Source organism: Streptodolium elevatio (assembly GCF_053592165.1).
This window is the reverse complement of the sequence record NZ_JBSFVE010000005.1, coordinates 35,915-60,736: the sequence shown is the minus strand read 5'-3', so window position 1 is coordinate 60,736 and position 24,822 is coordinate 35,915. Positions and strand designations below refer to the sequence as shown.

At 71.1% G+C, this 24,822-nt stretch carries 15 protein-coding genes; 7 read left to right on the top strand and 8 right to left on the bottom strand.

The genetic code is table 11. The annotated features are described in order from the left end of the window. Nucleotides 1–170 precede the first annotated feature (170 nt). Nucleotides 171–800 (top strand): maleylpyruvate isomerase family mycothiol-dependent enzyme, encoded by a 630-nt coding sequence (locus ACWD12_RS11905; RefSeq protein ID WP_450099422.1) that lies wholly within the window; start codon nucleotides 171–173, stop codon nucleotides 798–800. Nucleotides 801–841: 41 nt separating this feature from the next. Here ACWD12_RS11905 and ACWD12_RS11900 read toward each other — a convergent pair whose 3' ends face one another. Then, on the bottom strand, nucleotides 842–1,459 hold the full coding sequence (locus ACWD12_RS11900; protein ID WP_450099421.1) for an HdeD family acid-resistance protein: 618 nt from the start codon (nucleotides 1,457–1,459) through the stop codon (nucleotides 842–844). Between the two features lie 188 nt (nucleotides 1,460–1,647). Further along, complete coding sequence (locus ACWD12_RS11895; protein WP_450099420.1) at nucleotides 1,648–2,454, bottom strand: IclR family transcriptional regulator; 807 nt, start codon at nucleotides 2,452–2,454, stop codon at nucleotides 1,648–1,650. 317 nt (nucleotides 2,455–2,771) lie between these two features. Here ACWD12_RS11895 and ACWD12_RS11890 point away from each other — a divergent pair, with 317 nt between their 5' ends. Continuing rightward, a complete protein-coding gene (locus ACWD12_RS11890) occupies nucleotides 2,772–4,064 on the top strand; it encodes a CaiB/BaiF CoA transferase family protein (RefSeq protein ID WP_450099419.1) in 1,293 nt (430 codons plus the stop codon). Between the two features lie 24 nt (nucleotides 4,065–4,088). Next, nucleotides 4,089–5,030, top strand: coding sequence for an HpcH/HpaI aldolase/citrate lyase family protein (locus ACWD12_RS11885; protein ID WP_450099418.1), 942 nt, complete (start codon nucleotides 4,089–4,091; stop codon nucleotides 5,028–5,030). 113 nt (nucleotides 5,031–5,143) lie between these two features. Here the strand turns inward: ACWD12_RS11885 and ACWD12_RS11880 are convergent, their stop codons facing one another. From ACWD12_RS11880 to ACWD12_RS11870, 3 genes are all read right to left on the bottom strand, one after another. Next, a complete protein-coding gene (locus ACWD12_RS11880) occupies nucleotides 5,144–6,568 on the bottom strand; it encodes an MmgE/PrpD family protein (RefSeq protein ID WP_450099417.1) in 1,425 nt (474 codons plus the stop codon). A 71-nt stretch (nucleotides 6,569–6,639) separates the two neighbouring features. Beyond that, nucleotides 6,640–7,881 (bottom strand): CaiB/BaiF CoA transferase family protein, encoded by a 1,242-nt coding sequence (locus ACWD12_RS11875; RefSeq protein ID WP_450099416.1) that lies wholly within the window; start codon nucleotides 7,879–7,881, stop codon nucleotides 6,640–6,642. 57 nt (nucleotides 7,882–7,938) lie between these two features. Continuing rightward, complete coding sequence (locus ACWD12_RS11870; RefSeq protein WP_450099415.1) at nucleotides 7,939–8,070, bottom strand: hypothetical protein; 132 nt, start codon at nucleotides 8,068–8,070, stop codon at nucleotides 7,939–7,941. Between the two features lie 47 nt (nucleotides 8,071–8,117). On the opposite strand from ACWD12_RS11870, the gene ACWD12_RS11865 reads away from it, so the two are divergent. Beyond that, entirely contained in the window at nucleotides 8,118–9,554 is a 1,437-nt protein-coding gene (locus ACWD12_RS11865) for a dihydroorotase (protein WP_450099414.1), read from the top strand. Between the two features lie 146 nt (nucleotides 9,555–9,700). After that, nucleotides 9,701–11,023 (top strand): DUF4437 domain-containing protein, encoded by a 1,323-nt coding sequence (locus ACWD12_RS11860; RefSeq protein ID WP_450099413.1) that lies wholly within the window; start codon nucleotides 9,701–9,703, stop codon nucleotides 11,021–11,023. 96 nt (nucleotides 11,024–11,119) lie between these two features. Here ACWD12_RS11860 and ACWD12_RS11855 read toward each other — a convergent pair whose 3' ends face one another. The 3 genes from ACWD12_RS11855 to ACWD12_RS11845 form a co-directional block, all read right to left on the bottom strand. Next, on the bottom strand, nucleotides 11,120–11,971 hold the full coding sequence (locus ACWD12_RS11855) for an RICIN domain-containing protein (protein ID WP_450099412.1): 852 nt from the start codon (nucleotides 11,969–11,971) through the stop codon (nucleotides 11,120–11,122). A gap of 182 nt (nucleotides 11,972–12,153) precedes the next feature. Further along, the gene (locus ACWD12_RS11850; RefSeq protein ID WP_450099411.1) at nucleotides 12,154–14,796 is read right to left on the bottom strand and encodes a right-handed parallel beta-helix repeat-containing protein; all 2,643 of its coding nucleotides are present in this window, start codon (nucleotides 14,794–14,796) and stop codon (nucleotides 12,154–12,156) included. Continuing rightward, nucleotides 14,796–23,294 (bottom strand): hypothetical protein, encoded by an 8,499-nt coding sequence (locus ACWD12_RS11845; protein ID WP_450099410.1) that lies wholly within the window; start codon nucleotides 23,292–23,294, stop codon nucleotides 14,796–14,798. Before ACWD12_RS11845 ends, ACWD12_RS11850 begins: the two co-directional genes overlap by 1 nt. Nucleotides 23,295–23,464: 170 nt before the next feature. On the opposite strand from ACWD12_RS11845, the gene ACWD12_RS11840 reads away from it, so the two are divergent. Further along, nucleotides 23,465–24,442: a serine/arginine repetitive matrix protein 2 gene (locus tag ACWD12_RS11840; RefSeq protein ID WP_450099409.1), complete on the top strand. Its 978-nt coding sequence runs from the start codon at nucleotides 23,465–23,467 to the stop codon at nucleotides 24,440–24,442. A gap of 32 nt (nucleotides 24,443–24,474) precedes the next feature. Continuing rightward, nucleotides 24,475–24,783, top strand: a complete 309-nt coding sequence (locus ACWD12_RS11835; RefSeq protein WP_358354351.1) for a hypothetical protein — start codon at nucleotides 24,475–24,477, stop codon at nucleotides 24,781–24,783. The last annotated feature ends 39 nt before the right edge of the window (nucleotides 24,784–24,822 follow it).

Here is a 24,822-nt window from a genome sequence, read left to right as displayed (position 1 = left end):
TTGGAAAGGCGGCCGAAAGGCAGGCGGATCACGGACGGGCGCGGGCGCCCGGACAGATCATGCCGTGCGTCGCACGGCCCGCGCCGGTGATTCGGCACGCCGGTGCGATGAGTTTCCGCCCTCGTCCGAGTCATGGATGGCAGACACTGTGGGCGGGCGAAGGAGCAGCCGTGAAGGACAACGACGTCTGGTCGATCGTGCACGCCGAGCGGGCGGCGCTGGTCGACGACCTCGGTCGGCTCGACGCCGCGCAATGGGACGAGCCGTCGCTGTGCGACGGCTGGACCGTGCACGACGTCGCCGCGCATCTCGTGCACGGCGCCCGGACGACGCGCCTGAACTTCGTCACCAGTTTCGTGCGCGCCCGGTTCGACTTCGACAAGCAGAACGCCCGCGGCATCGCGCAGGTACGCGGTGCCACCCCGCAGGAGACCCTGGAGCGCCTCCGCGCCGCCGCCTCGCGGACGTCGGCACCGCCGGCGCCCCTGGACACCCGGTTCGTCGAGGAGGTCGTGCACGGCGAGGACATCCGGCGGCCGCTGGGGATCGGCCACACGTACCACGAGGACGCCGTCGTCCGGGCGGTGCGCCTGCAAACCCGCACCTCGGCGTCGTTCGGCGGGGCCAAGGAGTTGGTGGCGCGGGTACGCCTGACCGCGACGGACACCGACCTCGTGATCGGCGACGGTCCCGAGGTACGCGGAACCGCGCTGGCCCTGCTGCTCGCCGTCTCCGGGCGTCCAGTGGCGCCTGAGGTGCTCACCGGACCGGGGGTGCCCGCACTGGCCGCCGGAGCCTGACGCGTACGCGCGCCCCGTACGCGCGGCGGATGCCGCCCGGGTCAGTCGACCCGGGCTCCGGCGCCCTGCGCGCTCCACTCGGCGGACACGCGGTGTGCCTCGCGCCGGATCCGGAACGACGTGATCATCTCCACGATCCCGACCGCGATGAGCCAGCAGCCGACCACCACGGTCAGCACCGAGACCGACTCGAACGGGGACACCACCAGCACGACGCCCGCGACCGCGGTGACGACGCCGAGGAAGCCGTGCCAGCCACGGCCGGGCATGTCGGGGGCGGATGCGGCGGCCATCGCCTCCGCGATGCCGCGGAAAAGCCAGCCGATGCCGATCCACAGTCCGAGCAGGAAGATCGACTGGAGCGTGCCGCGGAAGCAGAACAGGCCCAGCAGGATCGACAGCGCACCGCTGATGAAGGCCATCACGCGGATCCCGGTCGTGGTGTGCGTGCCGAACGCCGAGGCCAGTTGGAAGATGCCGCTGACCAGGAGGTACAGGCCGAAGAGCACGCCGACGACGCGCAGCGACGGGCCGGGCCAGACGAGGACGACGATGCCGAGCGCCAGGGAGAGCAGGCCGGTGATGAACACCGCCTGCCACGCGCTGCGCGCGAGTTCCCGCCAGATGCCGTCGAGGGTTGGGGTCGGCTCGGTGTCCATGATGATCCCGCTTTCGCCATACGCCCGGGTGACAAACCTGAATAAATCGACTACATCAGGGCGAGGCTGCCTCCGCAACGCGGCGCGGTAGGCCCGAAAAGGGCCTTGGGACACGGCTCTGCGGCGGCGGGGCCGGCGGCAGCGAGGGGCCGATGGGCCGACGCGTCGGCTGGGCGGCGGCGAGTGCCTCAGTCGGTGCCGACGAGACCGTGGCCGAATTCCGCGGACACGCGGTTCGCCGCGTCCACCACGTGCTGGGCGTACTCGGAGACCCGCTGCCGGAAGCGGAACTGCGGTCCCGCCAGGCTCACCACGGCGATCACGCACCCGTCGTGGTCCAGTACGGGCGCGGCGACGGCGGCCGCACCCTCCTGGCGCTCCCCCGACGAGGTGGCGTACCCGCGCTTGCGGATGAGCCCGATCTCCTTGCGCAAGGCGGCGGCGTTGGTGACGGTGCGCTCGGTCAGCACCTCGAGCCTCGCCTGTCCGAGGTACGCGTCGATCTCGTCCTCGGTCAGGAAAGCGAGGATCGCCTTGGACGACGCCCCGGCGTGCAGCGGGAACGGTGTTCCGAGCGGGACCTCGATGCGCAACTCGCTGTTCGGCGGCACCTGGTCGACGTAGAGCCGGGTCTCGCCGCGGCGCACCGACAATGTGGCGGTCTCGCCGCACGTCTCGGCGAGGCGGCGCAACTCCGGTGCGGCCAGCATGCGCAGGTCGGTGCGGGCCAGGTACGCGCGGCCCAGCGCGACCGCGGCCGGACCCAGGGCGTACCGGCGCGTCGTCGGGTCGGCGGTCACCAGGCGGCGGCTGCGCAGCGCGGTCAGGATCCGGTGCACCGCGCCTTTGGTGATGCCCAGTTCCTGGGAGATCTCGGTGACGCCCAGGTCGGGGCGGCCGCTGCGTCCGAAGAACAGCAGCACATCGATCGCGCGCTCGACGGCGGCAATGGATCTGCCGGTCGTTTCCTCGACGTCGGCGGCGGCTGCGGGCACCTGTGGCTCCTCGGGCAGGACGGGCTGCCATCATAGCCACGACGCGATCGTTGTTCCACGGAGCGGAACACCAGCCTGCGCAACCCCCTTGGCCTCCTCGGGGTTTGCCCTCCGGAACGCTTGAGCGCCTGGTGGAACAGTGCCTACCATGGCGGCAGGTCGGCGGCCGTCCGCCCGCCGCCTCCGGGAGGGACGCCGCACATGACCGTTCGCCCCACCGCCCAACTCGGGCGATTCCCCCACGACTTCGTCGGCCGAACCGCCACCGCCCCCGCGGCGGCCGTCTGATGGCGCCCGGCAGGCGTCCCCTGGAGGACGTGCGCGTCATCGCGGTGGAACAGTACGGCGCCGGGCCGTGGGGTTCGCTGCACCTCGCCGACCTCGGGGCCGAGGTCATCAAGATCGAGGACCCGTCCGTCGCCGGAGACGTCGGCCGATACGTGCCGCCGTACGCCGAGGGCGAGGACTCGCTCTTCTTCGAGGTCTTCAACCGCAACAAGCGCAGCCTGTCGCTGGACCTGGCCTCGCCGTCCGGCCGCGCGGTCTTCGACGAACTCGTGCGCGCCTCCGACGCCGTCTACTCCAATCTCCGCGGGGACGTGCCCGCCAAGATCGGCATCACGTACGACGACCTCAAGCACCTCAACCCGCGCATCGTGTGCTGCTCGCTGTCCGGGTTCGGCATGACCGGTCCGCGCGTGGCGGAACCGGGGTACGACTACATCCTCCAGGGCCTGCTGGGCTGGATGGACGTGACCGGGGAACCCGACGGCCCGCCTGCCAAGTCCGGCCTGTCGCTTGTCGATTACTCGGCCGGGTTCGTCGCGGCCGTCTCGCTGCTCGCGGGTCTGCACGCGGCCCGGCGGGACGGCACCGGCATGGACTGCGACGTGTCCCTCTTCGACACCGCGCTGTCGCTGCTCAACTACCCGGCCGCCTGGCACCTCAACGCCGGGTACGAGCCCCGCCGCACGCGGCACTCCTCGCATCCCTCCCTCGTGCCGTTCCAGCTCTTCCGCACCGCCGACGCCTGGATCGTCGTCGGATGCCCGAAGGAGAAGTTCTGGCAGCGGCTGACCGAGGTCGTCGGACACCAAGAATGGGCACAGGACCCCCGGTTCGCCACCTTCGCCGACCGCGAGCGCAACCGCGGCGAACTCCTGGCGCTGCTGGAGCCGTTGTTCCGCACACGACCGGCGGCGGCGTGGCTGGACGCCCTGTCCGCGGTCGGCGTCCCCTGCGGCCCGGTCAACTCCGTCCCGGACGCGCTCACCGACCCGCACACCGCCGCCCGCGACATGGTCGTGACGACGGAGCATCCGCGCTACGGGCGAATGCGCCTTCCCGGCACGGCTGTCCGGGTCGGCCCGGATCCGCGGCCCGACGGCCGTGCGCCGCGTCGCAACGAGGACTTCGAGTACGTCCTGACGCAGGTCGCCGAATGCTCCGACGAACGGATCGCGGACCTCGTGCGCGCGGGCGCGTTCGGGCGCGCGGGCACCGTGCCCGGCATCCCTGACCGCTTCCGCACCGCTTCCCCTTCGGCTCCCGATTCCGCGACCGTGCCCCCTCCGCCTCCCACAACGCCCAGGACCGGCACGGGCGCGTAGTACGTCCGTCGAGGAGGGGACCGGATGACCACCGCAGCGGACGCCGCGCCACGCTCCCATCTGTACGTGCCCGGCGACCGGCCCGCGGTCCTGCGCAGGGCCGTCGCGCGCGGGGCGGACGCGCTCATCCTGGATCTGGAGGACTCCGTGGCGGCCGCCGCGAAGGAGAGGGCGCGCGCCGCCGTGGCGGCCTTCCTCGCCGAACGCCCGGCCCCCGTGGCAGCTGAACCCGCCCTGTGGGTGCGTGTGAACCCCGGTGCCGTCGGTCGCGCCGACCTGGCGGCCGTGGTCGGCCCCGCATTGGCCGGAGTGTGTCTGGCCAAGACGGAATCGGCTGCCGAAGTAGCCGAGGTCTCCTGGCTGATCGGCGCTCTGGAGTCCGAACGCGGACTCCAGGACGGCCGGATCGCGCTGTCTCCGCTGCTGGAGTCCGCGGCGGCCGTCTTCGCGGCACGGGAGATTGCCGCGACGCCCCGCGTGCGGCGCCTTCAGATAGGCGAAGCGGACCTGTGTGCGGACATCGGCGTCGAGCCGGGCCCGGACGAGCGCGAACTGCTGTGGGTCCGCAGCCAGGTCGTGCTGGCGTCGACAGCCGCCCGGATCGATCCGCCGGTCGGCCCGGTCAGCACGGACTACACCGACCTCGGCGCGTTGCGGGAGTCCACAGTCGCGCTGCGGCGCCTGGGGTTCGCCGGCCGAGCGTGCATCCATCCGGCGCAACTCACCACGGTCAACGAGGTATTCACCCCGACGCCCGGGGACGTCGAGCGCGCGTACGCGGTGGTCGCGGGCCATGAGGCGGCGATTGCCTCCGGGAACGGGGTGTTCGTCGACGGGCGCGGACGCATGGTGGACCTGGCCGTCGTACGGGGCGCCCGGCGTACGCTGGCGGCAGCCCGCCTGGCGGGTCTCCGCCCCCGGCCCGAGCCGCCCGACCTGACCCAGCCGACCGACCGGACCGACTGATCCGCCGGATCGCGCGGGATCCCGCCGATGCGACCCGCCCCGCGGGGTCCCGCCCCGGGTCCCACCCCCAGAACGTCCGGCACGGCGTCGGCCGTGCGGGCTCCGACCCGACGTCAATCGGCGGGCATCGTCAGGTCGAGTACGTGCCGGTAGTCCACGTTGCCCTCGGCCATCGCGACCACGGCGGCCAAGAGGCCTTCCGTCCGGTCCGGAGGCAGCGCGCGTACGGCGTTGAGGCGGAATTTCGCCAGGAGTTCCGTGCGCGACAACGGATGCTCCGGCCCACCCCGCGAACAGTCGACCCGGTGCTCCAGAACCCTGCCCGCGCACGTCGTGACCCGCAGCACCGCGGCGAAAGAGGCCGGGAATCGGGCTGTTGCCGACTCGTCCGCGACCACCGTCACGCGCTGCGCGAGGTCCGGCAGGCGCGGGTCGGCAAGCGCATCCTCGGAGAAGTCGTCCAAATGGAGTCCGAGTCCGCCGCCCCCGAGCAGCGCACGAGCCACGGTGTACGGTCCGCTGAATTTCGCGTGGTACCCGGTGGTCGGCCGGATCTTCAGCGCACGGGGTTCTGCGATGGTACGCAATACGGGTTCGGCGATGCCGAGTTCGGCGTGCTGGACCTCGTCCGCGGAGAGACCGCGGGCCCGGAGGGCCAGCGCGCAGTCGATCCCGGGGTGGGTGAAGTGGTTGCTGGGGTAGGGCTTGTAGACGGTGCGCAGCAACTCCCACCGCGTTCCCAGGTCGCCGGTGAGGGCGGCAGCGTCGTACTTGCCGTCCAGGTAGGCGTTGAAGAAGCCGAACCGGCCCTCCAGCACCGTGGGTGGCCCGGTGACGCCCTCGCGGGCGAGTGCCGCGGCCACGACTCCGCCGTGGGCCGCCCAGCCGCAGTGCACCCGCTTGACGGTGCCCCCGGTCCGGTTCGCCTCCAGGAGACCGGCACCCATGCTGGCGGCTATGCCCACGGCGGACGCCAGCGCTTCGGCGTCCAGACCGTACGCCAGGCCCGCCGCGGTCGCCGCCCCGAGCGCACCGCAGATCGACGTCGCGTGCAGGCCTTTGTCGAAGAACACCGAGTTGCCCAGTTCGGCGGAGTACGACGCCATGCCGAGACGATTGGTGACCTCGATGCCCGCCGCAACTGCCGCAAGCAGCACGGCGGTCGGTGCGTCCGCGGCTTCCGCGGCAGCCAAGGCCGCGGGCACGACGTTGGCGGACGGATGCAACACGCTCGGCAGGTGGGTGTCGTCGAAGTCCAGCAGGTGGGCGAACGTCCCGTTCGCCAGTGCGGCGTTCGGCGCCGGCAGGCGCACGCCGGACCCGACGGCCGTCGCTTCGCGGACCCCGGCCCAGCCGTCGACGAGCCGCAGCACGGCGGCATCGGGGGCGGCTGCTCCCTCGGATTCGGCGCGCCCCGCCAGGCAGTTGCCCAGCACGTCGAGGACCCGGTGCACGACATCGGCGGTCACTTCCCCGGGCAACGACTCGTCCCGACACGCGACGGCGAAACGGGCGAGTTCCTGAACGTGGGTTCGCACCCGCGACACCTCGGACGCCCCGGATACCTTGGAAACCGCGGGCACCCCGGGCACCCCGGACGCTCCGCGGGTCACGGCTTCTCCCCCGCGATCACACCCGCCTCGGCGAGCCGGTCCAGTTCCGCGGCGCCGAGTCCCGCGCGTTCGCCGAGCACGCGATAGGTGTCCGCGCCATGCGGACGGCCGGTCCAGGCGACGCGGCCGGGAGTCCGGGACAGCCGGTACAGCAGGTTCTGCATGCGCACCGGACCGAGGACCGGGTCCTCGACCGTGGTGACGGTGTCGAGCGCCTGGTACTGCGGATCGGCGAAGACGTCGGCGATGTCGTGGATCGGCGCGGCCGCCGCCTCGGCCGCCTCGAACGCGGCCATGACGTCGGGGAGATCGCGCTCCGCGATCCAGGCGGCGACGTACCCGTCGAGTTCCTCCGCGTGCGCGGCTCGGCGGACGCCCGAGGTGAACCACGGCCGGCCGACGACCTCGGGATGCCCGACCAGGCGCATGACGCGCTCGGCGACGCTGTGCGCGGACGTGGAGACGGCGACCCACTTTCCGTCCCGGCACCGGTAGGTGTTGCGCGGGGCGTTGTTCACCGAGCGGTTCCCGGTCCGCTCCTGGACGATGCCGAGTTGGTCGTACACGATGGGTTGCGGCCCGAGGATCGACAGGATGGGTTCGATGATGGCCAGGTCGACGACCTGGCCGCGGCCGCTACGGGTGTCGCGTTCGTAGAGCGCGGTCATCACCGCCTGGGCCGCGGCGAGCGCCGCGATTCCGTCGGCCAGGCCGAACGGCGGTAGCGTGGGAGGGCCTTCGGGCGTGCCGGTGATCGCCGCGAACCCGCTCATCGCCTCGGCCAGAGTGCCGAAGCCGGGTCGGGAGGCGTACGGTCCGAACTGCCCGAACCCGGTCACGCGCGCGACGACCAGCCGCGGGTTCAGCGCCATCAGGATCTCCGGGCCGAGCCCCCAGCGCTCCAGGGTGCCCGGCCGGAAGTTCTCCACGAGTACGTCGGCGCAGGCGGCCAACCGCCGCATGATCTCCGCGCCTTCCGGCGTGTTGAGGGCGAGGCCGACCGTGTGCTTGTTGCGCCCGAGAACGGTCCACCACAGGCCCACGCCGTCCTTGCCGGGGCCGTGGTCGCGGACGGGGTCGCCGCGCCTCGGGTGCTCGATCTTGACCACGTCGGCGCCGTAGTCCGCCAGAATCGTCGCGGCCATCGGCCCCGCGAACAGCGTTGCCGCATCCAGTACTTGCACCCCGGCGAGCGGTGGGTCGCGGGGTCCGTCGGCCGTGCGCGATTCGGTCGTCATGGAACGGCTTCTCCTCCGTCACCCTTGGCCGACCCGGTCAACGGTCGTATCGTCATCTTAGCCAGGGCATTCCATTGTCCGGAACGCTGTCTCACAATTGCGCTCCGGCTGCGACTCCGGCCCCGGCTGCGACATCGGCATCGGCACCGGCACCAGCACCAGCACCAGCACCAGCACCAGCACCAGCACCGACTCTTGCTTCTGCTTCTGCGGTACGAAGGGGGACGCAACGCGCCATGCCCCACTACGAACTCGTGGTCAAAGGCGGCACCGTCGTGCTCCCCGGCGGCACGCAACTGCGCGCCGACGTAGCCGTACGCGACGGCAAGGTCGCGGCACTGGCCGCGCACATCCCGGTCTCGCGGGCCGACGACGTGCTGGACGCCCGCGGCATGGTCGTGCTCCCGGGCGCCGTCGACGCCCACTTCCACATCGGCATCTACCGTGACCTCGGGCTCGACGCGTACGAGGAGACCCGGTCGTCGCTCGTCGGCGGGGCCACGTCCGTCGTCTCGTACTTCCGCACCGGCACGCACTATCTGAACCGCGCCGGCCCGTACCGCGAGATCTTTCCACAGGTCCTTGCCGCGGTCGCCGGCGAGGCCTGGACCGACTACGGGTTCCACCTCGCCCCGATGACGGTCGCGCAGATCGGGGAAATCCCCTATCTGGTCCGCGAACACGGCGTCACGTCGTTCAAGTACTACATGTTCTACAAGGGGTTCGACCTCGCTTCGAACAGCCGGGACGCGCGCGCGTTCACCATGGGCGACGAGTACGACCTCGGCCACCTGCTGCTGCTCATGGAGCAGGTCGCCGCGGCCCAGGACGCGAACCCGCAACTGCGTCTGTCCCTGTCACTGCACTGCGAACAGAGCGAACTGATGCGGGTGTTCATCGACCGCGTGCAGGCGGCCGGGGACCCGCAGACGCTCCGGGCGTACCACGAGGGACGCCCGCCGCTGACCGAGCGGGTGGCGATCGGCGAGGCGACTGCCATCGCGTCGCACACCGGCACGCGGATCAACCTGCTGCATCTCTCGGGCGCCGACGCGATCGACGCGGCGGTGCAGGCCCGGCTCGCCTACCCGCATACGGACATGCGCTTCGAGACGACGCTGCACCACCTTTGCCTGGACCACGACACACTCGACGCGCGCGGCGGTCTCGGCGGCAAAGTCAACCCGCCCATCCGCACCGCCGCCGACAACGAGGCGCTGTGGGCACGCTTCGCGGCCGGGGACATCGACTGGGTGGCTTCCGACCACGCTTGCTGTGCCGAGGAGTTGAAGGGCGACCGGCTTTGGCCTGCGGCCCCGGGCTTCGGGGGAACCGCCCTGCTGTATCCGGTGATGCTCTCGGAAGGGCACCTCAAGCGGGGCATTCCGCTGCCGCGGATCGTCGAGGCGGTGTCGGCCGCCCCGGCACGGGCGTACAACCTTGTGGGCAAGGGGAACCTCCTGCCCGGGTTCGACGCCGACCTGACCGTCGTGGACCTCGACAGGACGCAGACCGTGACCGCCGCGCTGTGCCGCTCCGGTCAGGACCACTGCCCCTTCGAGGGCGTCGAGTTGACGGGCTGGCCGGTGCACACCGTCGTGCGCGGACGCGTCGCGTACCGGGACGGCGAGGTCGCGGGGACGCCGACCGGCGCGTACCTGCGGCGCTGTTGACGGCCGGAGCGCATCGGATCGGAACACCGGCGGCGCAGGCTGCGACTCGGGCCCTGCAACCTGCGTTGTCAGATAAAAGCGGAACACGAAGAACACGAAGAACACGCAGAACACGCAGAACACACCGACTCTGTAAGGGACGTGGCATGCGACCCCACGTGGAGACCATCCAGGAGAAGGACTACATCTGGCACCGCGCCGAATTGCCGGGCGGCGAAGGCCCGGCGAGCGAACGCCGGTTGTCCGTCGACGAGGAGGACGGGTCCTCGTCGCTGCGCGTCGACTTCCACACCGAGTGGGGGCGTGGCCCGGGCGTCCACCACGCGGACACCGAGTACTACGTCCTCGAGGGCGAAATGCGGTACGGGGATCAGGTCCTGGGGAAGGGCGGCTACGTCCACGCCCCGAAAGGCGTGCCCGCGAAGGCGCTCCGGTTCACGGAGGGCTCCCGGATCCTGCACTACCGCGAGTACGGCGACGCCGGGTTCGACGCCGTGGACTCCGCCTCCGACCCCGGATGGCCGGACACCCGCGGCGAGATCACCGTGCGGGCCTCCGCCGAGAGCGACTGGCTGGCCGTGCCGAACGCCGGTCCCATGCCCGGGCTGTTCGTGAAGTACCTGCACGTCGACCCGGTCTCGGGGTTCTACACGCGCCTCGTGTACGCCCAGGAGGGCTGGGCGGACCACCGTCTTGCGCACCACCCGTGCTACGAGGAGGCGTACACCCTCGACGGCAAGATGGCCTACAACTTCGGCGACCTGGACGCGGGCACCTACTTCTTCCGGCCCGCCCGGGTCAAGCACGGGCACTTCGTGGCCATGGAGGGCGGCACCACCTGGCTCATGCGGTCGGACGGCGAACTGGAGAACTGGTACACCCAGAACGAATGGGTCCGCTGGGGCGGCGACGCGGTCAACTACGCGCCGGACGGCGGACGCATGACCTGGTCGTACTCCTCCCACGACCTCGCGGGTGGCGGCAGCCGGCGCACCGACGGCGACCTGCGGGTGCTGCGCACCGCCCTCAACTTCCAAAAGGAGCGGGGCGCGCCGGACACCGACTACGTGCAGCACGGCACCGGCAGCGACCAGAGCCTTGTCGCCATGGCGACGGCCTTCGACCTCGCCCGCCTGGGCCAGGGCCTCGGCCCCGGCCACAGCCCTGACCACGGCCCCGAGACGGCACCCGGGACCGCATCCGACCCCGGCCACCACCGCCACCACGGCCACGGCCACCACAGCCACGAGTCCGGAGCCGCCGAAGCGTCTGCGCACTCCCACGCCGCCCTCGGCTGGCCGGCGCCCGGAACTCTGGAGCACCCCGACGAACGTACCGGCGACCACGCCCACAACTGGGGCGTGGGCCGCCCGTGGAAGCGCGGCGTCGACCGGCCGCTCCCGCCGATTCTGTCCACCCTGCCGGTCCGCAGCCGCTCTCTCGGCCGCTGGGACGGGGACGGTATGTGACGCCGTCGCCGTCCCACGCGTCGATCACCAGGCACCGGGCCCGTTGCCCGCCGGGATTCGGCGCGCGTGCCGGTCAGGCGCCGCCCGGCCGTCCGGTCAGCGGCGCACCCAGATCTGGTTCGAGCCGCCGTGGCAGTCCCAAAGGACCATCTCCGCACCGTCGTTGGTCGCCCGGTTCGCGACGTCCACACACTTGTCGGCGGTCCTGGAGTACAGCGCGTTGCCGCGGAGCGTGAACTGCTGCGCCGGGTTGCCGCTGCAGTAGGCGATCTGCACGACGGTGCCGTTCGCCGTGCCGCCCCAGGCCGCGTCCAGGCACAGCACGCCCTTGATCTGGATCGTGCCGTTGGACTTGATGTCCCACTTCTGGTTCACGTTGCCGTTGCAGCCCCACAGGATCACGTGCGTGCCGTCCGAACCCGCCGAGCCGCTGAGGCACTTCCCCGAGGCCGGGTTCTGCAAGGGGACCCCCGGGAAGGTGGGCTGCTGCGGCGCGGGCTGCGCCGGTGGCGGAGGCGGGGCGGGTGCCGGCGCCTTGGGCGCCGGGGCCGCCGGGGGCCTGGTTGTCTGCGCGCGCGGCTGCGCGGCGGGCGCCGGCGGGTTCTGCCGCGCGGGCGGCTGTGCCGCCGGAGCCTGGGCCGCGGGTGCCTGGGGCGCCTGGGATGCGGGGTCCTGCGCGGACGGGCCGGCGGCCGGCGGCGCAGGGGCCCCCGGTGCCGCGGGCTGCTCGGGCGCCGGGTTGCCGGACGGCGTGGCGGCCGGCGTGCTCGCGGACGCGGACGGACCGCCGGACCCGGTGGTCGCGGGCCTGCCGTACGCCGGGTCGGTCGGCACCTGGTACTGGAAGACCGGTTCCGGCGCGGCCGCGACGGTGCTCGCCCCGCCGCCGCCCGAGCCGCCCTGCGTCACCACCGCGACGAGCCCGACCACCGCGGCCACGCTCGCCACGGCCCCGAGCGTGGTCCAAACGCGCCTCCCGGGCATCAGACCACGCGCCGGCCGCGCCGGTCTGCGGGCGAACGCCTCCGCCAGCGTGCTCGGCGCCGGCCTGCCCTGCGCTTTCGGTTCGTTGTCTGCGGACACGGGTTTTCTCCTTCGGGGACGAAGCGGCGGCCGGTGGGCGGGAGCCGTCAGTCGGCGCCGACCAGCCGCGGGATGTCCAGTTCGTCCAGGACCACGAGCTGCCGCTCGTCCGGACCGTCGATCTCGGCCATACGCATGGCCTGGCGCTCCGTCATCTGCTGGAACACCTGCCGGGCGGTACGGCCGTTGCCGAACTGCGCGTTGCGCGGCATGGCCGAGAACAGTTCGGCGAGCACCTTGCGGGCCGGTCCGCTCAGGTCGTAGCGGTGGCGCGACGCCTGGTGCTCGACGATGCGCACCAGGTCCTCGGCGGAGTAGTCCTCGAACAGCAGCGTCCGGGTGAAGCGCGAGGACAAGCCCGGGTTGGACGTGATGAACCGCTCCATGTCGCCGGGGTAGCCGGCCGCGATGACGACCACCTCGTCGCGGTGGTCCTCCATGAGCTTGACCAGGGTCGCGATGGCCTCACCGCCGAAGTCGTTCGCAACTCCCGCCGGCACGAGCGCGTACGCCTCGTCGATGAACAGCACGCCGCCGCGCGCCCGGTTGAAAGACTCCATCGTCTTCGGCCCGGTGTGGCCGACGTACTCGCCGACCAGCGCGCTGCGGTCGACCTCGACCAGGTGTCCGCGCTCCAGCAGGCCCAGCGCCTTGAGCAGCCGGCCGTACAGCCGGGCCACCGTGGTCTTGCCGGTGCCGGGGTTGCCCGCGAAGACCAGGTGGCGGCTGAGCGGCGGTGCGGGCAGCCCGGCCTCCTGGCGCATGCGGACCGTCTGCATGAGCTTGACCATGCCGCCGACGTCGCGCTTGACGCCGTCCAGTCCGACGAGTTCGCCGAGTTCGGCGAGCAGGTCCTCCAGCGTCTCGGGCTGGGGCGGGGGCTCGCCCAGGTCCGACAGGTCGACCAGGAGGGGTGCGGCGGCCGGCGGCGCCGTGCCGGCCGGGGCGGGGGTGGCGCCGCGGGGCCCGGTCGGCTGCTTCGGCGGCGTGTGCGGGGCATGCGGCGCGCGGTCGGCGGCGGTGGGCAGCGAGGCGGAGGCGACGCGGATGGAGACGCACTCCTCGAAGACGGGTTGCGCGTCCTCGGCGTATCCGACGTCCTGCGCGCAGTCGAAGACCCGGCAGCCGTGGAACCGCGGTGCGGCGTCGCGTCCCACGTGCAGCGCGGGGTACGCGCAGGAGGCGACGTCGACGTGCTCGAACACCCCGCTCGCGCCCGGGCCGAGCAGGATGCCGTTCTTGCCGGCCCCCTCGACGCGGGCGCCGCGGACGAGCGGTTCGGCGCCCTGCCCCACCACCATCCCGCTGCCGACCACCGCGAAGATCCCGCCGCCGTCCATGTGCATCCGTGCGCCGTTGTCGACGACGATGCCCGCGGTACCGGTCTCGGCGACCCGGGTGGCGTGCAAGGTGGCCAGGCCCTTGCCGCCCACCTCGACGCCTGTCTTGCGCTGCCCGGTCACCACGCATTCGCGCAGCTCGGACTCCGCGGAGGAGCGCAGGCGTACCCCGGTCTCGCCGCCCTGGACGCGTCCGGCGCGCATCGACACCGAGGCGTCGTCGGCGACGTGCACCCCGCACATGCGGGCGTCGGCCAACGTCGTCTCCCGGATCGCGGCGTGTGCCTTGTCCACCACCGCGACCGCGTGCTCGGCGCTGCCGTCGATGCGGCAGCCGGCCAGTTCGGCCGCCGCGCGACCGCCGACGTGGACCGCGGTGAAGCCGCTGCGCGCGAGTGTCGTCGAGGCCAGGGCCACCTTCGCGTCGCCCAGGGCCACGACGCCGTTGCCGGCCGGAGCGACCACGCGGCAGCCGCGCACGGTCAGTTGCGCGGTGTCGTCGGCGGCCAGCGCACTGCCCTTGGCGCCGGCGATGCGGCAGTCCAGGAGACGGACGCGGGCCTCGTGGCCGGCCTGTACGCCGCTGCGGCCGGGTTCCAGGATGCGGCAGTCCTCCATCACCACGTCGGCGCGGTCCTCCGCGAGCACTCCGTTGCGCCCGACCGCGATCAGCACGGTGTCGCGCGCCAGCAGCCGGGCGTCGCCCCGTACCCGCAGCCCCGACCCGGACGCGTCGCGCAGCCGCACGTGGTCGGCGAGCAGCACGGCATGGCCGGACAGGACCACGCCGATGCCGTCGACCGTCTCGACGGTCGTCTCCTCGAGCCGGGCCCGGGCGTCGCCGTGCAGGACGACCGCGGCGTGCCGGGCTCCGTGCAGCCGCGAACCGCGGACCACCAGGACGCCGCCGCAGGTCGGGTCGGCGAGGTCGGCGGCCAGGTCGTCGTCCGGGGTGAGTTCGGCGTTGCGGGCCCGGCCGGCCGCGTTGCCGGAGCCGAGCACGTCGACGCGGCCGTGCTCGACCGTGCAGGCGTCGACGGTGAGGCCGGCCGCGTCCTCGACGCAGACGACCGGCTCCCCCGGTTCGGCGCCGCGCAGGTGGAGGCCGCGCACCAGGCAGTCCGGGGCGGCGACGGTGAGGGTGACAGCGGAGGACGCGCGTACGACGACCTGTCCCGCGCCCTCCTCCGGGCGCAGCACCACGCGTCGTGCCAGGCGCAGGTTCTCGGTGTACTCGCCGGGTGCGACGGCGATCTCCGCACCGGCCGGCGCCGCGGCCAGGGCGGCCGCGATGGTGCGGTGCGTGCCCCGGCCTTTGGGGGCGACACGGACTACCTCCGGTATACCCATCAGAGATCTCCTGTCGGGATGATGAACACGTCGTCGGACGCGTTCATCCAGTCCCGTACGGCCGGTGTGATCAGGCGCAGGTTGAAGAGTTTCTCGGCGAGCTTGCCGATCCCGCCGACGACGAAGATGTCACCGAGGCCCTGCCGGTGGACGACCCGGCTGCCGATGCTGTGCTGGACCAGGGCGCGCAACGCGCCGATCGAGATGCCGTTGAGGACGCCGCTTGCGGTCGAGCTGAGGCCGAGGTACGCGGCGCCGCCGGGGGTGAACCGGACGAGGCTGCCGTCCAGTGCGCGTCCGCCGAAGATCGCGGCCTGCGAGGACCCGCTGACGAAGTTGGCGATCATGCCGGTGCCGAGGCCGAGGCCGAACTCGTAGGTGCCGCCGCGCCAGCGCGTCGGGCGTTCGGTGGCGCCCCACTCGGTGTTCCAGCTGTCGTCGTTGGGCCGCCAGCTGCCGGGCTGGCCGTAGTCGATGTTGGAGAAGTACACCTTCCAGCCCCCGCGGTTCGCGACCATGTGCGCCCCGCTGATCACGCCCTTGTTGAGCGCGCTCAGCACGGCTCCGTAGGCGGCGCGTGCGAAGTCCGTCGCCTCCCAGGCCGTGCCGGTCATGACCTTGACCGCCGCGGTGACGGCGAGGTTGACGACGAAGTCGAGTACGACCTCGTGGGCCATGTCGATGCCGAGGGACTGGAACGCCCTCAGTGCGAACGGGGTGTCCACCGCCTCGCCGCCGATCGACGGGCCGAACTCCCAGCGGTTGATCTCGCGGAAGGTCCGGTTGAGGCCGCGGTATTCGTTCAGGACGCCGGTGAAGTGGGTCTCGCGGCCGATGTGGAACGAGGAGCCGTCCGCGTTGTACTCGGAGATGTAGCCGCTGATCGGACGGTCGTTGATCGGCGTGATGCCGTTCACGTCGTAGCGGCGGGCCTGCTTGTTGAAGGCGTCCGTCTCCAGGAAGGTGCCGTCCGGGAGTTGGAACTTCTGGCGGGAGATGATGCCCTGGTCGGATTCCTGCCAGACGTGCGGGTTGAACGGGCTGTTGGTGGAGTTGACGTCGACGCCGTACTCGCGGACGCGGAACGGCTTGTCGGTGAACCACGCCTGGATCGTTCCGGCCGGCGGCTTGGGCGCCGGGATCTCCTGGATGACCCGGTTGCCGAGGTTGGCGAGTTGGTCGGACCACCGGGCGCCGGGCTCCCAGCGGGTGAGCTGGGTGCCGTTCGCGTCGAACCAGTGCCGCACCCGGTTGTTGACGTTGCCGCCGAAGTCCAGGATGTTGCCGTGCGCGTCGACCTTGTTCCAGTGCCAGGTCTCGGCGCCGGCGGGGCTGACGTTGCCGCGCCACGCGAACACGGAGCCGCCGCCGAGTTGCCGGTGGTCGCGGATGAGGCGTCCGCCGTCGAAGTCCTGGAACGACTCGCGGTCCCAGTGCCATGGGGTGATCTGTCGTTCGAACGCGGTGGTGCGGACCCCGCTGTTGCCGCCGACATGCCAGGTGAACGTCTTCGGGTTGGGGCCCATCCGGCCGATCACGTCGATGGTTCCGGCGCCGGTGGGGTTGGGGAACTGGTCGGTACGCGCCACGACGACGCCGTGCGGGTTGTACATCGTCCAGTTGCCGCTGTTCATGTTGACCGTACCGCGGTACTGCGCCAGGGAGTTGCCCGCGGTGCCGTCCGGACGGACCTGGGGGGTGGGCCGGAAGTCGAGGTACGTGCCGTCGGTGAAGCCGGTGCGGATGACGTGCCACTGCTTGCCGGCGTTCGGGGTGTACCAGTCGCCGTCGCCCAGGTTGGTGGTGTACCGGTCCTGCCAGGCGATCGTCCTGGTGCCCATGCCCGGGACGTTGGTGAAAGGTCCGGCGGTGAGGCGGTGGCCCGAGAGGCCGCCGTCTCCCTCGGACCACGGCAGGTGGTTGGCCACCGGGTTGGCCCGCACGCCGGTGGTGGTGTTGATCGGCGGCAGCACGTCGCCGACCGTGAGCGTGCGGCCGATGGACAGGTTGCGGGTCTCGCGGACGATGTCGCCGGTGCTCGCGACGTCGAACGTCGCCTTGTTGTTGGCGATGAAGTGGGATCCCCTGAGACTGCCGCCGCCCGCGGTCTCCTGGACCCAGGTTCCGACGCGGAAGGTGCTGTCCCGGAGCCACGGCACCCGGGACAGGTCGGTGTTGCGCATGTCGGAGCTGAACAGGTTGCGGAACGCCACGGGTGGGCGCTGCTCGGCGAATCGCTGGAAAACCAGGAAGTCCCCGTTCGCCAGCGTCTTGCCGAACCCGTTCACGTTGCCGTCCGGGTGGCGGGAGACGAACGACCGCTTGGGTATGCCGTCGGCGCCCATCTCGATCTGGTCGAACCGGCGGAAGTCGTGCAGGCTCGTCTGGAAGCGGCCGAACTTCTCCTGGACCTTGACGATGGTGCCGGTGACCGGGTGGTGCATGGTGTCGGTGAAGCCGCGGCCGGGGCCGCCGCCTCCCCAGGCGCGGTTGCCGGTGGCGATCGGCTGGAAGTCGGCGTCGAACCGCACCCATTGGCTGTCGGCGAGGCTCTGGGTGAAGGGGTGGTGGTTCAGGTTGGCCAGCACGTGGCCGCCGTCGGCGCTCGCCTGGAAGTGCCGGACGCGGATCGGCGTCCCCATGAAGCTGCGCACGTCGAAGTAACTACGGGTGCTCTCGCCCCAATGGCGGGTGCCGAACGCCACAAGGTTGCCGTTCGCGCCGAACTGCGTCCACGTGCCGCGCTGGTTCACGTGCGAGAACTCGCCCAGCGATCCGGTGGAGTGGTGCGCGTCGAGGAAGCCGTTGCCGGGCAGAAGGCGGCGTTCGAACACCGTGGTGCCGGTGTGGCTGACCAGGTGGACCCGGCCCGCGCCCGCGCCGGCCATGTCCACCGCGCCGCCCTCGAACCACTTGGACGCCCCGACCCGGGCGATCGGCTGGCCCATCATGTCCAGCTTGACCATGGTCCAGGTGGCGGAGCCGCCGGCCGGATGGTTGATCTCGAAGTACCGGCTGGGGTTGAGCTGCCCGTCGCCGCGGAAGATGTTCACGCGCTGCATCTCCAGGCGTCCGGCGCCGTCGAACCGGCGGAACTCGCCTGCCTGGAGGCCGACGCCGTCGATCTGGTACCCGCCGCCGGGCCGCAGCGTGACCGGGTTCGGCAGCACGTTGAGGTTGCCGTCGAGGGCCCGCAGCCCGCCGGCGGCGTTGTCGATGAACTGCATCTGCGCCGGGTTGTTGATCTGCGCGTCGGACAGCCGGATGATCGTGCACTGGGGGACGCCGGCCCCGTTGGTGACGCCGAGGTGGGTGTTCGGAACCCCGACGGACGTGGCCTGGAAGTCCAGTTGCCCGGCCCCGTTGAAGAGCCGGAACTCACCGTTCTGGCCTTGGATGTGGTGGCCGCCCCCGGGCCGCGAGCTGATGGTCGTGTGCGGCACCGCGGTGAAGTTCCCGTCCACCAGTTGGTGGAGCCCGCCGGGGTGGACGCGGATGTTCTGGCCCAGATGCGCGCCGACGCCGTCGGTGAGGCGCAGCACCCGGAAGTCGAACGCCCCGTCGGCCGCGTGGACGGATATGTGTGCCGGGGTGGTGAGCTGGAACGAGCCGTCCGGCCGCACGGCGAAGTTGACGGCCCCGAGCGGAGCGCCGTTCGGTCCGTGCAGCGAGGCCGGTTGGACGGCGGTGCCGACGGGGGCGTGTGCGGACGTGGTGAACACGAACTGGTTGATCGGTCGACCGTCGGCGCCGCGCAGCCCGGTGACGTCGAAGTGGGGCATGCCGTTCGGGTTGACGACCATGTGGCCGGCGGCGCCGCGTTCGACGCGGAAACCGCCGCCCGGCATGCCGATCTGTTCGACGGCCGTCGAGTTGCGGATGTTCGTGAGCTTGGGGCCGCTGCCCATGCGTACGGAGGTGGCGTCCACGCGGATGAAGTCCCCGGTGAAGGGGCCGGCCTGGATCCGGACGGCTTCGAACCGGAAACCCCCGCCTGGCGCGTGCTGCGTGTAGGAGCCGTCGGCGCGGGTGAGCCTGATGTCGGTGGTGACGGTGCCGACGGTGAGGTTGCCGTTGACGTTGCCCCGGACGTCCGTCGGGTTCGCGTTCGGGACGGCGGCCGGGCCGACCGGCGTGTGCACGTACCCGACCGGTGTGCCGTTGCGGCCGATCGGCACCGTGACGTCGTGGGTGCGTACGCCGCCGCTGGTCACCACGATGTTGCCGCCGGGGTGTTGCACCAGGTAGCCGCCGCCGGTCTGCGGCGTGACCGTCGTGTGCGGGATCGCGTTGCCGTTGCCGCGCGTGAGCAGCGGTGCCGGGTTGGCGGCGTCCGGCAGCCGGATGAAGCCGCCGGGTGCCCCACCGCCACCGGTGATCGGCACGGCCTGGTGGGAGAACGCGCCGTTCGGGGTGTGGACGTCCAGCACGTTGTTCGGCTGGCCGGTGTTGACGTGGAACGTGTTGTCGACGCGGGCGACCGTGGGGCCGGTCGTGTTGCCCTGGAAGTCGCGCGTGGCGGGCAGCGGGTCGCCCCCGGCGGCGGGTGTGAAGACGTATTGGCCGGCGCCGTTGCCGCCGTTGAGCGGGACGACGTCGTGCAGGCGGTTGCCCGCCGCGTCGACGTGGAACTGGCCGCCCGCATGCTGGATCCGGAAGTCGTTGTGGAGCTGCGGCGTGACCGAGGTGACGGGGACGGGCGTGCCGTCGCGGCCGGCCAATTGCGGGTTGGCCCCGTGCGGGTCGCGGATGTGGCCGCCCGGCACGCCCAGCCCGTCGAGGTTCGTCAGCGGCAGGGAGTTGTGCGAGAAGTGTCCGGTCGAGTCGAACACGCGGACGGTCGGGCCGGTGCCGTTCGGGACGACGTGGAACTGGCCGTTGGTGTTGGCGGGCGTGGTGACCGTGCCGAGGTTGTGCACCGCGTTGGCGCTCACGACGGTCGGGGCGCCGCCGCCGGTCGGGGTCAGGATGTGCAGCGGCATTCCGTGGCCGGCGCTGTCGACCAGTTGCAGGCCGGTGCCGGAGGGCAGGCCCGTCCCCGTGTCGTACAGGTGGAACCCGGTCGGGCTGGGCACCACGATGCCGGCTGCGTCGAAGTCGACCGCCCGCCCGCCGGGGTGCGGCACGGGGGTGCCGCCGGCGGTGTGCCGGACGCCGGTGGGCACGTCGTGCGCGTTGACGTCCACGGTGACGATCGACCCGTTGTGCGGGCCGCCGTTCAGCCGGAAGATCCGCTGGATGTCGGTGATCTGCCCGCCGGCCGCGCCCATGGTGATGTTCCAGCGGCGGATCTCGACGTTCGCGACCACGGTTTGGTCGACCTGTACGACGCTGCCGCCGGGGCCGGTGAAGTGCCGGGTGTTGAGGTTCGGCACCGGTGGCGCGCCCGAGACGCCGACGGACCGGATGCCCGCGATGCCGCCGTCGTGCGCGACCAGGACCTCCATCCGGCCGCCGGGCAGGTTGGGCAGGTTGACGAACTGCGGGGTGGGCGGCGGGGGCGGTGGGGGTACGTTGCCCGCGGCCATCATGTGCACCGCGATGTTCGTGCTTCCCGGCGCGGGGGTGGTGAGTTCGTACAGCTCGTCGTAGTGGCTGAGCAGCGGGTCCCGGTTCAGGCCCGGGATGTGGGTGAGGGCCGACTCGTTGTCCGGCCCGGAGACCGGGCCGGTCCCCTGGCCGTCGACGATCTCGTCCTTGAGCAGCTGGTGGTTGTTCTGCGCGTTGAGTTCGAAGTCCCAGCGGTGCACGGAACCCTTGCCCAGGGCCTGTTCGATGCGCAAGATGTGCCGGTCCCCGACGGTCATGGGGGTCGCGGTGACGTCGGTGCGGACGTTCACCGGCTGGATGTCGACGTCCAGGGTCTGGCCGTTGTGCATGCTCGGGAAGACCCGGACTTCGACGCCCGCGAGGCCGGGGATGTTGTCGAAGGTGTGCGCGAGGTCGTACTCGATGTGGGTCAGCGCGAACACCTGGAGGTTGCGGGCGCCGGGGTTCGCCGCGCTGGTGGACACGTTGCCGAACATTACCTGGCTGCCCTGCACGTCGATGTGCGTGTTGGCGGTGATGTCGACGTCGCCGGTACGGCCGCCGAGTCCGACGACCGTCGTGTCGCCGTTCCCGTGCGCGGCCGGGGTGTGCACGCTGAGGTCGGCGGTGTCCAGGCCGCCGGCGCCGTGGATGCCGCCCGCGTTCGGGGTCTCGATGTTCGCGCTCGGGGAGTGCGGTACGACGCTGTGGCTCGCGGCGTTGACGTGCACGACGTTGCCCAGCGCGGTGATGCCCGGGGTGGGGACCTGCCCCGGGGTGCCGACGGCGCCCAGGTTCGGGGTGACGGTGTGGCCGACGCCGGGGAGCGCGCCGACGTCCGGCATGGCGACGTGCGAGTTGACCGGCATTGCGGTGATGCCGTTGACGTCGACCGTCGCGTTGTCGCCCAGTCCCAAATTGGCCGGGCCGCCGAGGTTGTTGGTGGTCAGCGACGGTACGTCGACCAGCCTGGCGTCGACGGCGGGCAGTTGGATGCTGCCGAGCGCGGGTGTCTGGACGCCGCCCGCGTTGTGGCCGAGTGACGGGGTGAGCGATCCGTTCAGGTTGGCGACGGGGGTGGCCTGGACGTCCGGCAGGTTCATGTGCGGCATCGCCGTCGTGGACAGCTGCGGCGTCCCGACGTTGCCGAGCTGCGGCAGGTTGACCCCGTGCAGCGCCTCGATGTTGGCGGGGCTGATGGCACCGGTCGACGGCATGTCCGTGATCAGGTGCGGGGACGCCGGCATGCTGAGGTCGACCTTGTTCACACCGTGCGTCACGGTGTTCAGGTTGGGGATGCTGATGTGGCCGAGGGTGGCGGGGAGGGCGCCCAGTCCCCCGGCGCCGAGTCCGTTGACCGAGGGCGTCGAGCCGAGAATGCCCGCGATGTTGGTCAGGCCGAGGTTGTTCAGGCTCAGCATCGGCATGTCGGCGAACTTCGCCCCGAAGGAGCTGAACGGCACCACGGCGCCGAGGTTGCCCGCGTTGCCGAGGTGGGTGCCCAGCGGTGGGAAGTTGCCGAGGTTGAACCCGCCGTTGAAGGCGCCGAGGTTGGGGATGTTCACCGTGCTGAAGTCGCTGAAGGCGTTGGTGAACTGGTTGTTCATCGGTGGGATCCCGAACGAGCTGTTGAACGAGCCCAAATGGACCGCGCCCATGCCCTCGACGTTGATCTTGCCGAGGTTCGCGAGTTCGTTGCCCGGGCCGAAGGCGCCCAGGCCGGCTCCGACGCCGCCGGAGATTTTTGAACCGGCGCCGAGGAACTGGCCGTTGGCGAAAGCGCCGTAGCGGTACATCCCGAAGATGCCGCGGTCGATGAAGCCGATCCGGAAGGCGAGCCCGAGGCCCTTCCCCATCTCGTCGGCCGCCACCGGCAGGAACAGCCGCAGGCTCTTGGCGCCGCTCAGGCCGTTGACGACCATGCCGCCCAGGCCCTTGACGGCGTTGATGGCGGTGGCGATGCTGCGCAGCCCGAAGAACATCTTGGCGCCGGCCAGGTTGATCACGGTCAGCTCGGCGCCGAGCGGGAAGAAGCGGATCCCGTTGAACGTGCCGCCGAAGCGGGCGAGTTCGGGAATCGTGGTGAAGACCGGCCCCAGCTTGAGCCCCTGGATCCCGCCCTTGATCCAGGAACCTGCGGCACCGACCACGTTGTCGATCCCGAGTCCGGTGCGGACGAACAAGCCGAGCGAGTTGGCGCCGCCCAGGAACAGGTTCTTCGTACCGATGATGCCCCGGCCGGTGAGGGTCTTGATGACGTTCCACAGGTTGCCGAGGTGAAGTCCCTTGGTGGTGGGGGCGATCACGCCCAGCACCGCCAGGACGAGTTCCGTGACGCCGGCGTTGCCGTGCGCGAAGTCGATCGCCGTCTTGATCAGCAGGGCGACGTTCAGCCCGATCGCCAGGAGGGCGATCGGGCCGCCGAAGATGATCGCGGGCACGATGAGGATGATGGCGATCCAGGTGAGCGCCTTCCAGAACTCCTCGCACTCGTCGACCGGGGAGGCGATCGACTCGGCGGCGGTGTCGATCACCCCCTCCGCCGCGGTGGAGGCGTTCTCCAAGGCCTCCTTCGCGTTCTCGGCGATGGTCTTCTGCGCCTCGCGCCCCGTGTCGTCGTCCTCGGCCAGCGCCTGCGCCGCGGTGAGCGCGGCGTCCGCGCGTGCCTGCTGCTCGCGCATGGCCGCGACGTAGGTGACCAGGGCGCCGCGTACGTCCTCGTGCGCCTTCTTGTAGGTCGAGATGTAGTCGCGCAGCCGGCCGTCGATGACGCCGCGCAGGGCGTCCGCGGTCTTGCCGACGAAGATGGCGCTGGAGGTGTTCTTGACCTCGGTCAGGCCGCTGTCGATGGTCGTTGCGAGGTTGATGTACACCAGCTCGGCGGCGATCACCCGGTCGATGCGGTCGGGGTCGCCGGGGGTCGGATCGCTCGAGAGGCCGAGGGCGCTCCAGTCCGCCGGTCGAGCCATCGAACGTCCCCCTTGGTCGCAGTCGGGGCTACCGTGACCTTCTGTACGCACCGTTCGATCAGAAGGTTCAATCTATCGTCCGGAAGCGTCAGTTGAACCTTTGACCGTTCCGCCACGTACAAAACCGGAGGCCGTTCGCGTCGAGCGCGGTGAGTCATCAGGAGGACCGTGTGGCCGACTTCTCGATCGACTACAGCAACCTGTACGACATCCAGAGCAAGCTGCGGGCGCTCGCCCAGCAGGCCGACGACTCCGGCACGACGAACGCCTTCAGGGAACTGGGCGACGCCGTGGCGAGCGAACGGCGGGCCTGCCTGGGCACCGCCGGGCTGTCGTACTCGTTCAACAGCTTCTTCCACCACTCCAAGACCCGCACCTCGCAGGCCAAGGACGGACTCACCGAACTCGCGGACACCTTCAAGGCGGTGTCCGACGTGTTCTTCGACGCCGACTCGCAGATCTCCGGCGCCGCTGGGCTGCTGACCTCCAGCCTCAAACTGGACCAATGGAAGAACCAGAAGGCCGCGTACGACGCCTGGGCCGCGGACAAAGCCGCCTGGGACGCCTATCTGGCCGAGATCGGTGCCACCGACTACTTCCGCGACCACCCCGACGCGACGATTCGCGGCACCTGTCATGCGGACGACGCCCCCTCCTGGTGTGCCGCGTGGACGGCGAAGGGTGAGGACAGCGCACCGCCGAAACCCGGCGACGCGCCGCCGAAACCGCCCGACAAGCCGCCGACTTCGTGGCACTACCAGGACAAGAACGGCACGATCGACGTCAAGGTGGAGCTCGACAAGGACAACAACATCATCAAGGAGACGCAGTCGATCACCAATCCCCAGGGGCAGAAGTTCGAGACCACCACGACGTACAAGGGTGCGCCGGAATGGGTCGACCCGCCCGGCGGGGGAAGCAAGGACCGGTACGACGTCCGCGACTACACGATCACCACCACATTCGGGGACGGTACGTCGAGCACGTCCGAGGTCGTGATCAACCAGGACGGCACCGGGAAGATGACCGTCACCGGCGGCGACAAGACCGAGCACTACATACGCAACGGTCCGAAGGACAAATGGATCCCGGATCCCGCGTACGCAGAGGACGACGATCCCGATTGGACCGCCTCGGTCGGCGTCTGAACCACGAATCCGAACGACGAAGGGACCCGCGCATGCCCGCGAACATCAAGCTCACCTACGCCGAGATCACCCGGGTGTCCAACGTTCTGGACAACAGTGTGGACCACACCCTCGTGCCGCGGATGAACGAGGCGAAGGCCGAGGTCGACACGCTGCTCACCACGAACCTCGTGCTGACGAAGGCCAGTCCGGCGCTCATGACGCAGTACGAGAAGTTCAACACCGCTCTCACCGCCGCCACCGACAGCATCAAGGGCTACGCGACGCAGTTCCGCCAGATCATGCAGTCCGTGCAGGACATGGACAAGGAAATCGCCGACAAGGTCAACTCCGCGCAGTGACGGCCCGGCCGGTCACCGGACCGACCGGCACCTCGAACT

Excerpts from the sequence above, each read along its gene's own strand:
- ACWD12_RS11835 (WP_358354351.1), top strand. The coding sequence starts at position 24,475 with ATGCCCGCGAACATCAAGCTCACCTACGCCGAGATCACCCGGGTGTCC.
- ACWD12_RS11875 (WP_450099416.1), bottom strand. The coding sequence starts at position 7,881 with ATGACGACCGAATCGCGCACGGCCGACGGACCCCGCGACCCACCGCTC.
- ACWD12_RS11900 (WP_450099421.1), bottom strand. The coding sequence starts at position 1,459 with ATGGACACCGAGCCGACCCCAACCCTCGACGGCATCTGGCGGGAACTC.
- ACWD12_RS11845 (WP_450099410.1), bottom strand. The coding sequence starts at position 23,294 with ATGGCTCGACCGGCGGACTGGAGCGCCCTCGGCCTCTCGAGCGATCCG.
- ACWD12_RS11850 (WP_450099411.1), bottom strand. The coding sequence starts at position 14,796 with ATGGGTATACCGGAGGTAGTCCGTGTCGCCCCCAAAGGCCGGGGCACG.
- ACWD12_RS11860 (WP_450099413.1), top strand. The coding sequence starts at position 9,701 with ATGCGACCCCACGTGGAGACCATCCAGGAGAAGGACTACATCTGGCAC.
- ACWD12_RS11865 (WP_450099414.1), top strand. The coding sequence starts at position 8,118 with ATGCCCCACTACGAACTCGTGGTCAAAGGCGGCACCGTCGTGCTCCCC.
- ACWD12_RS11885 (WP_450099418.1), top strand. The coding sequence starts at position 4,089 with ATGACCACCGCAGCGGACGCCGCGCCACGCTCCCATCTGTACGTGCCC.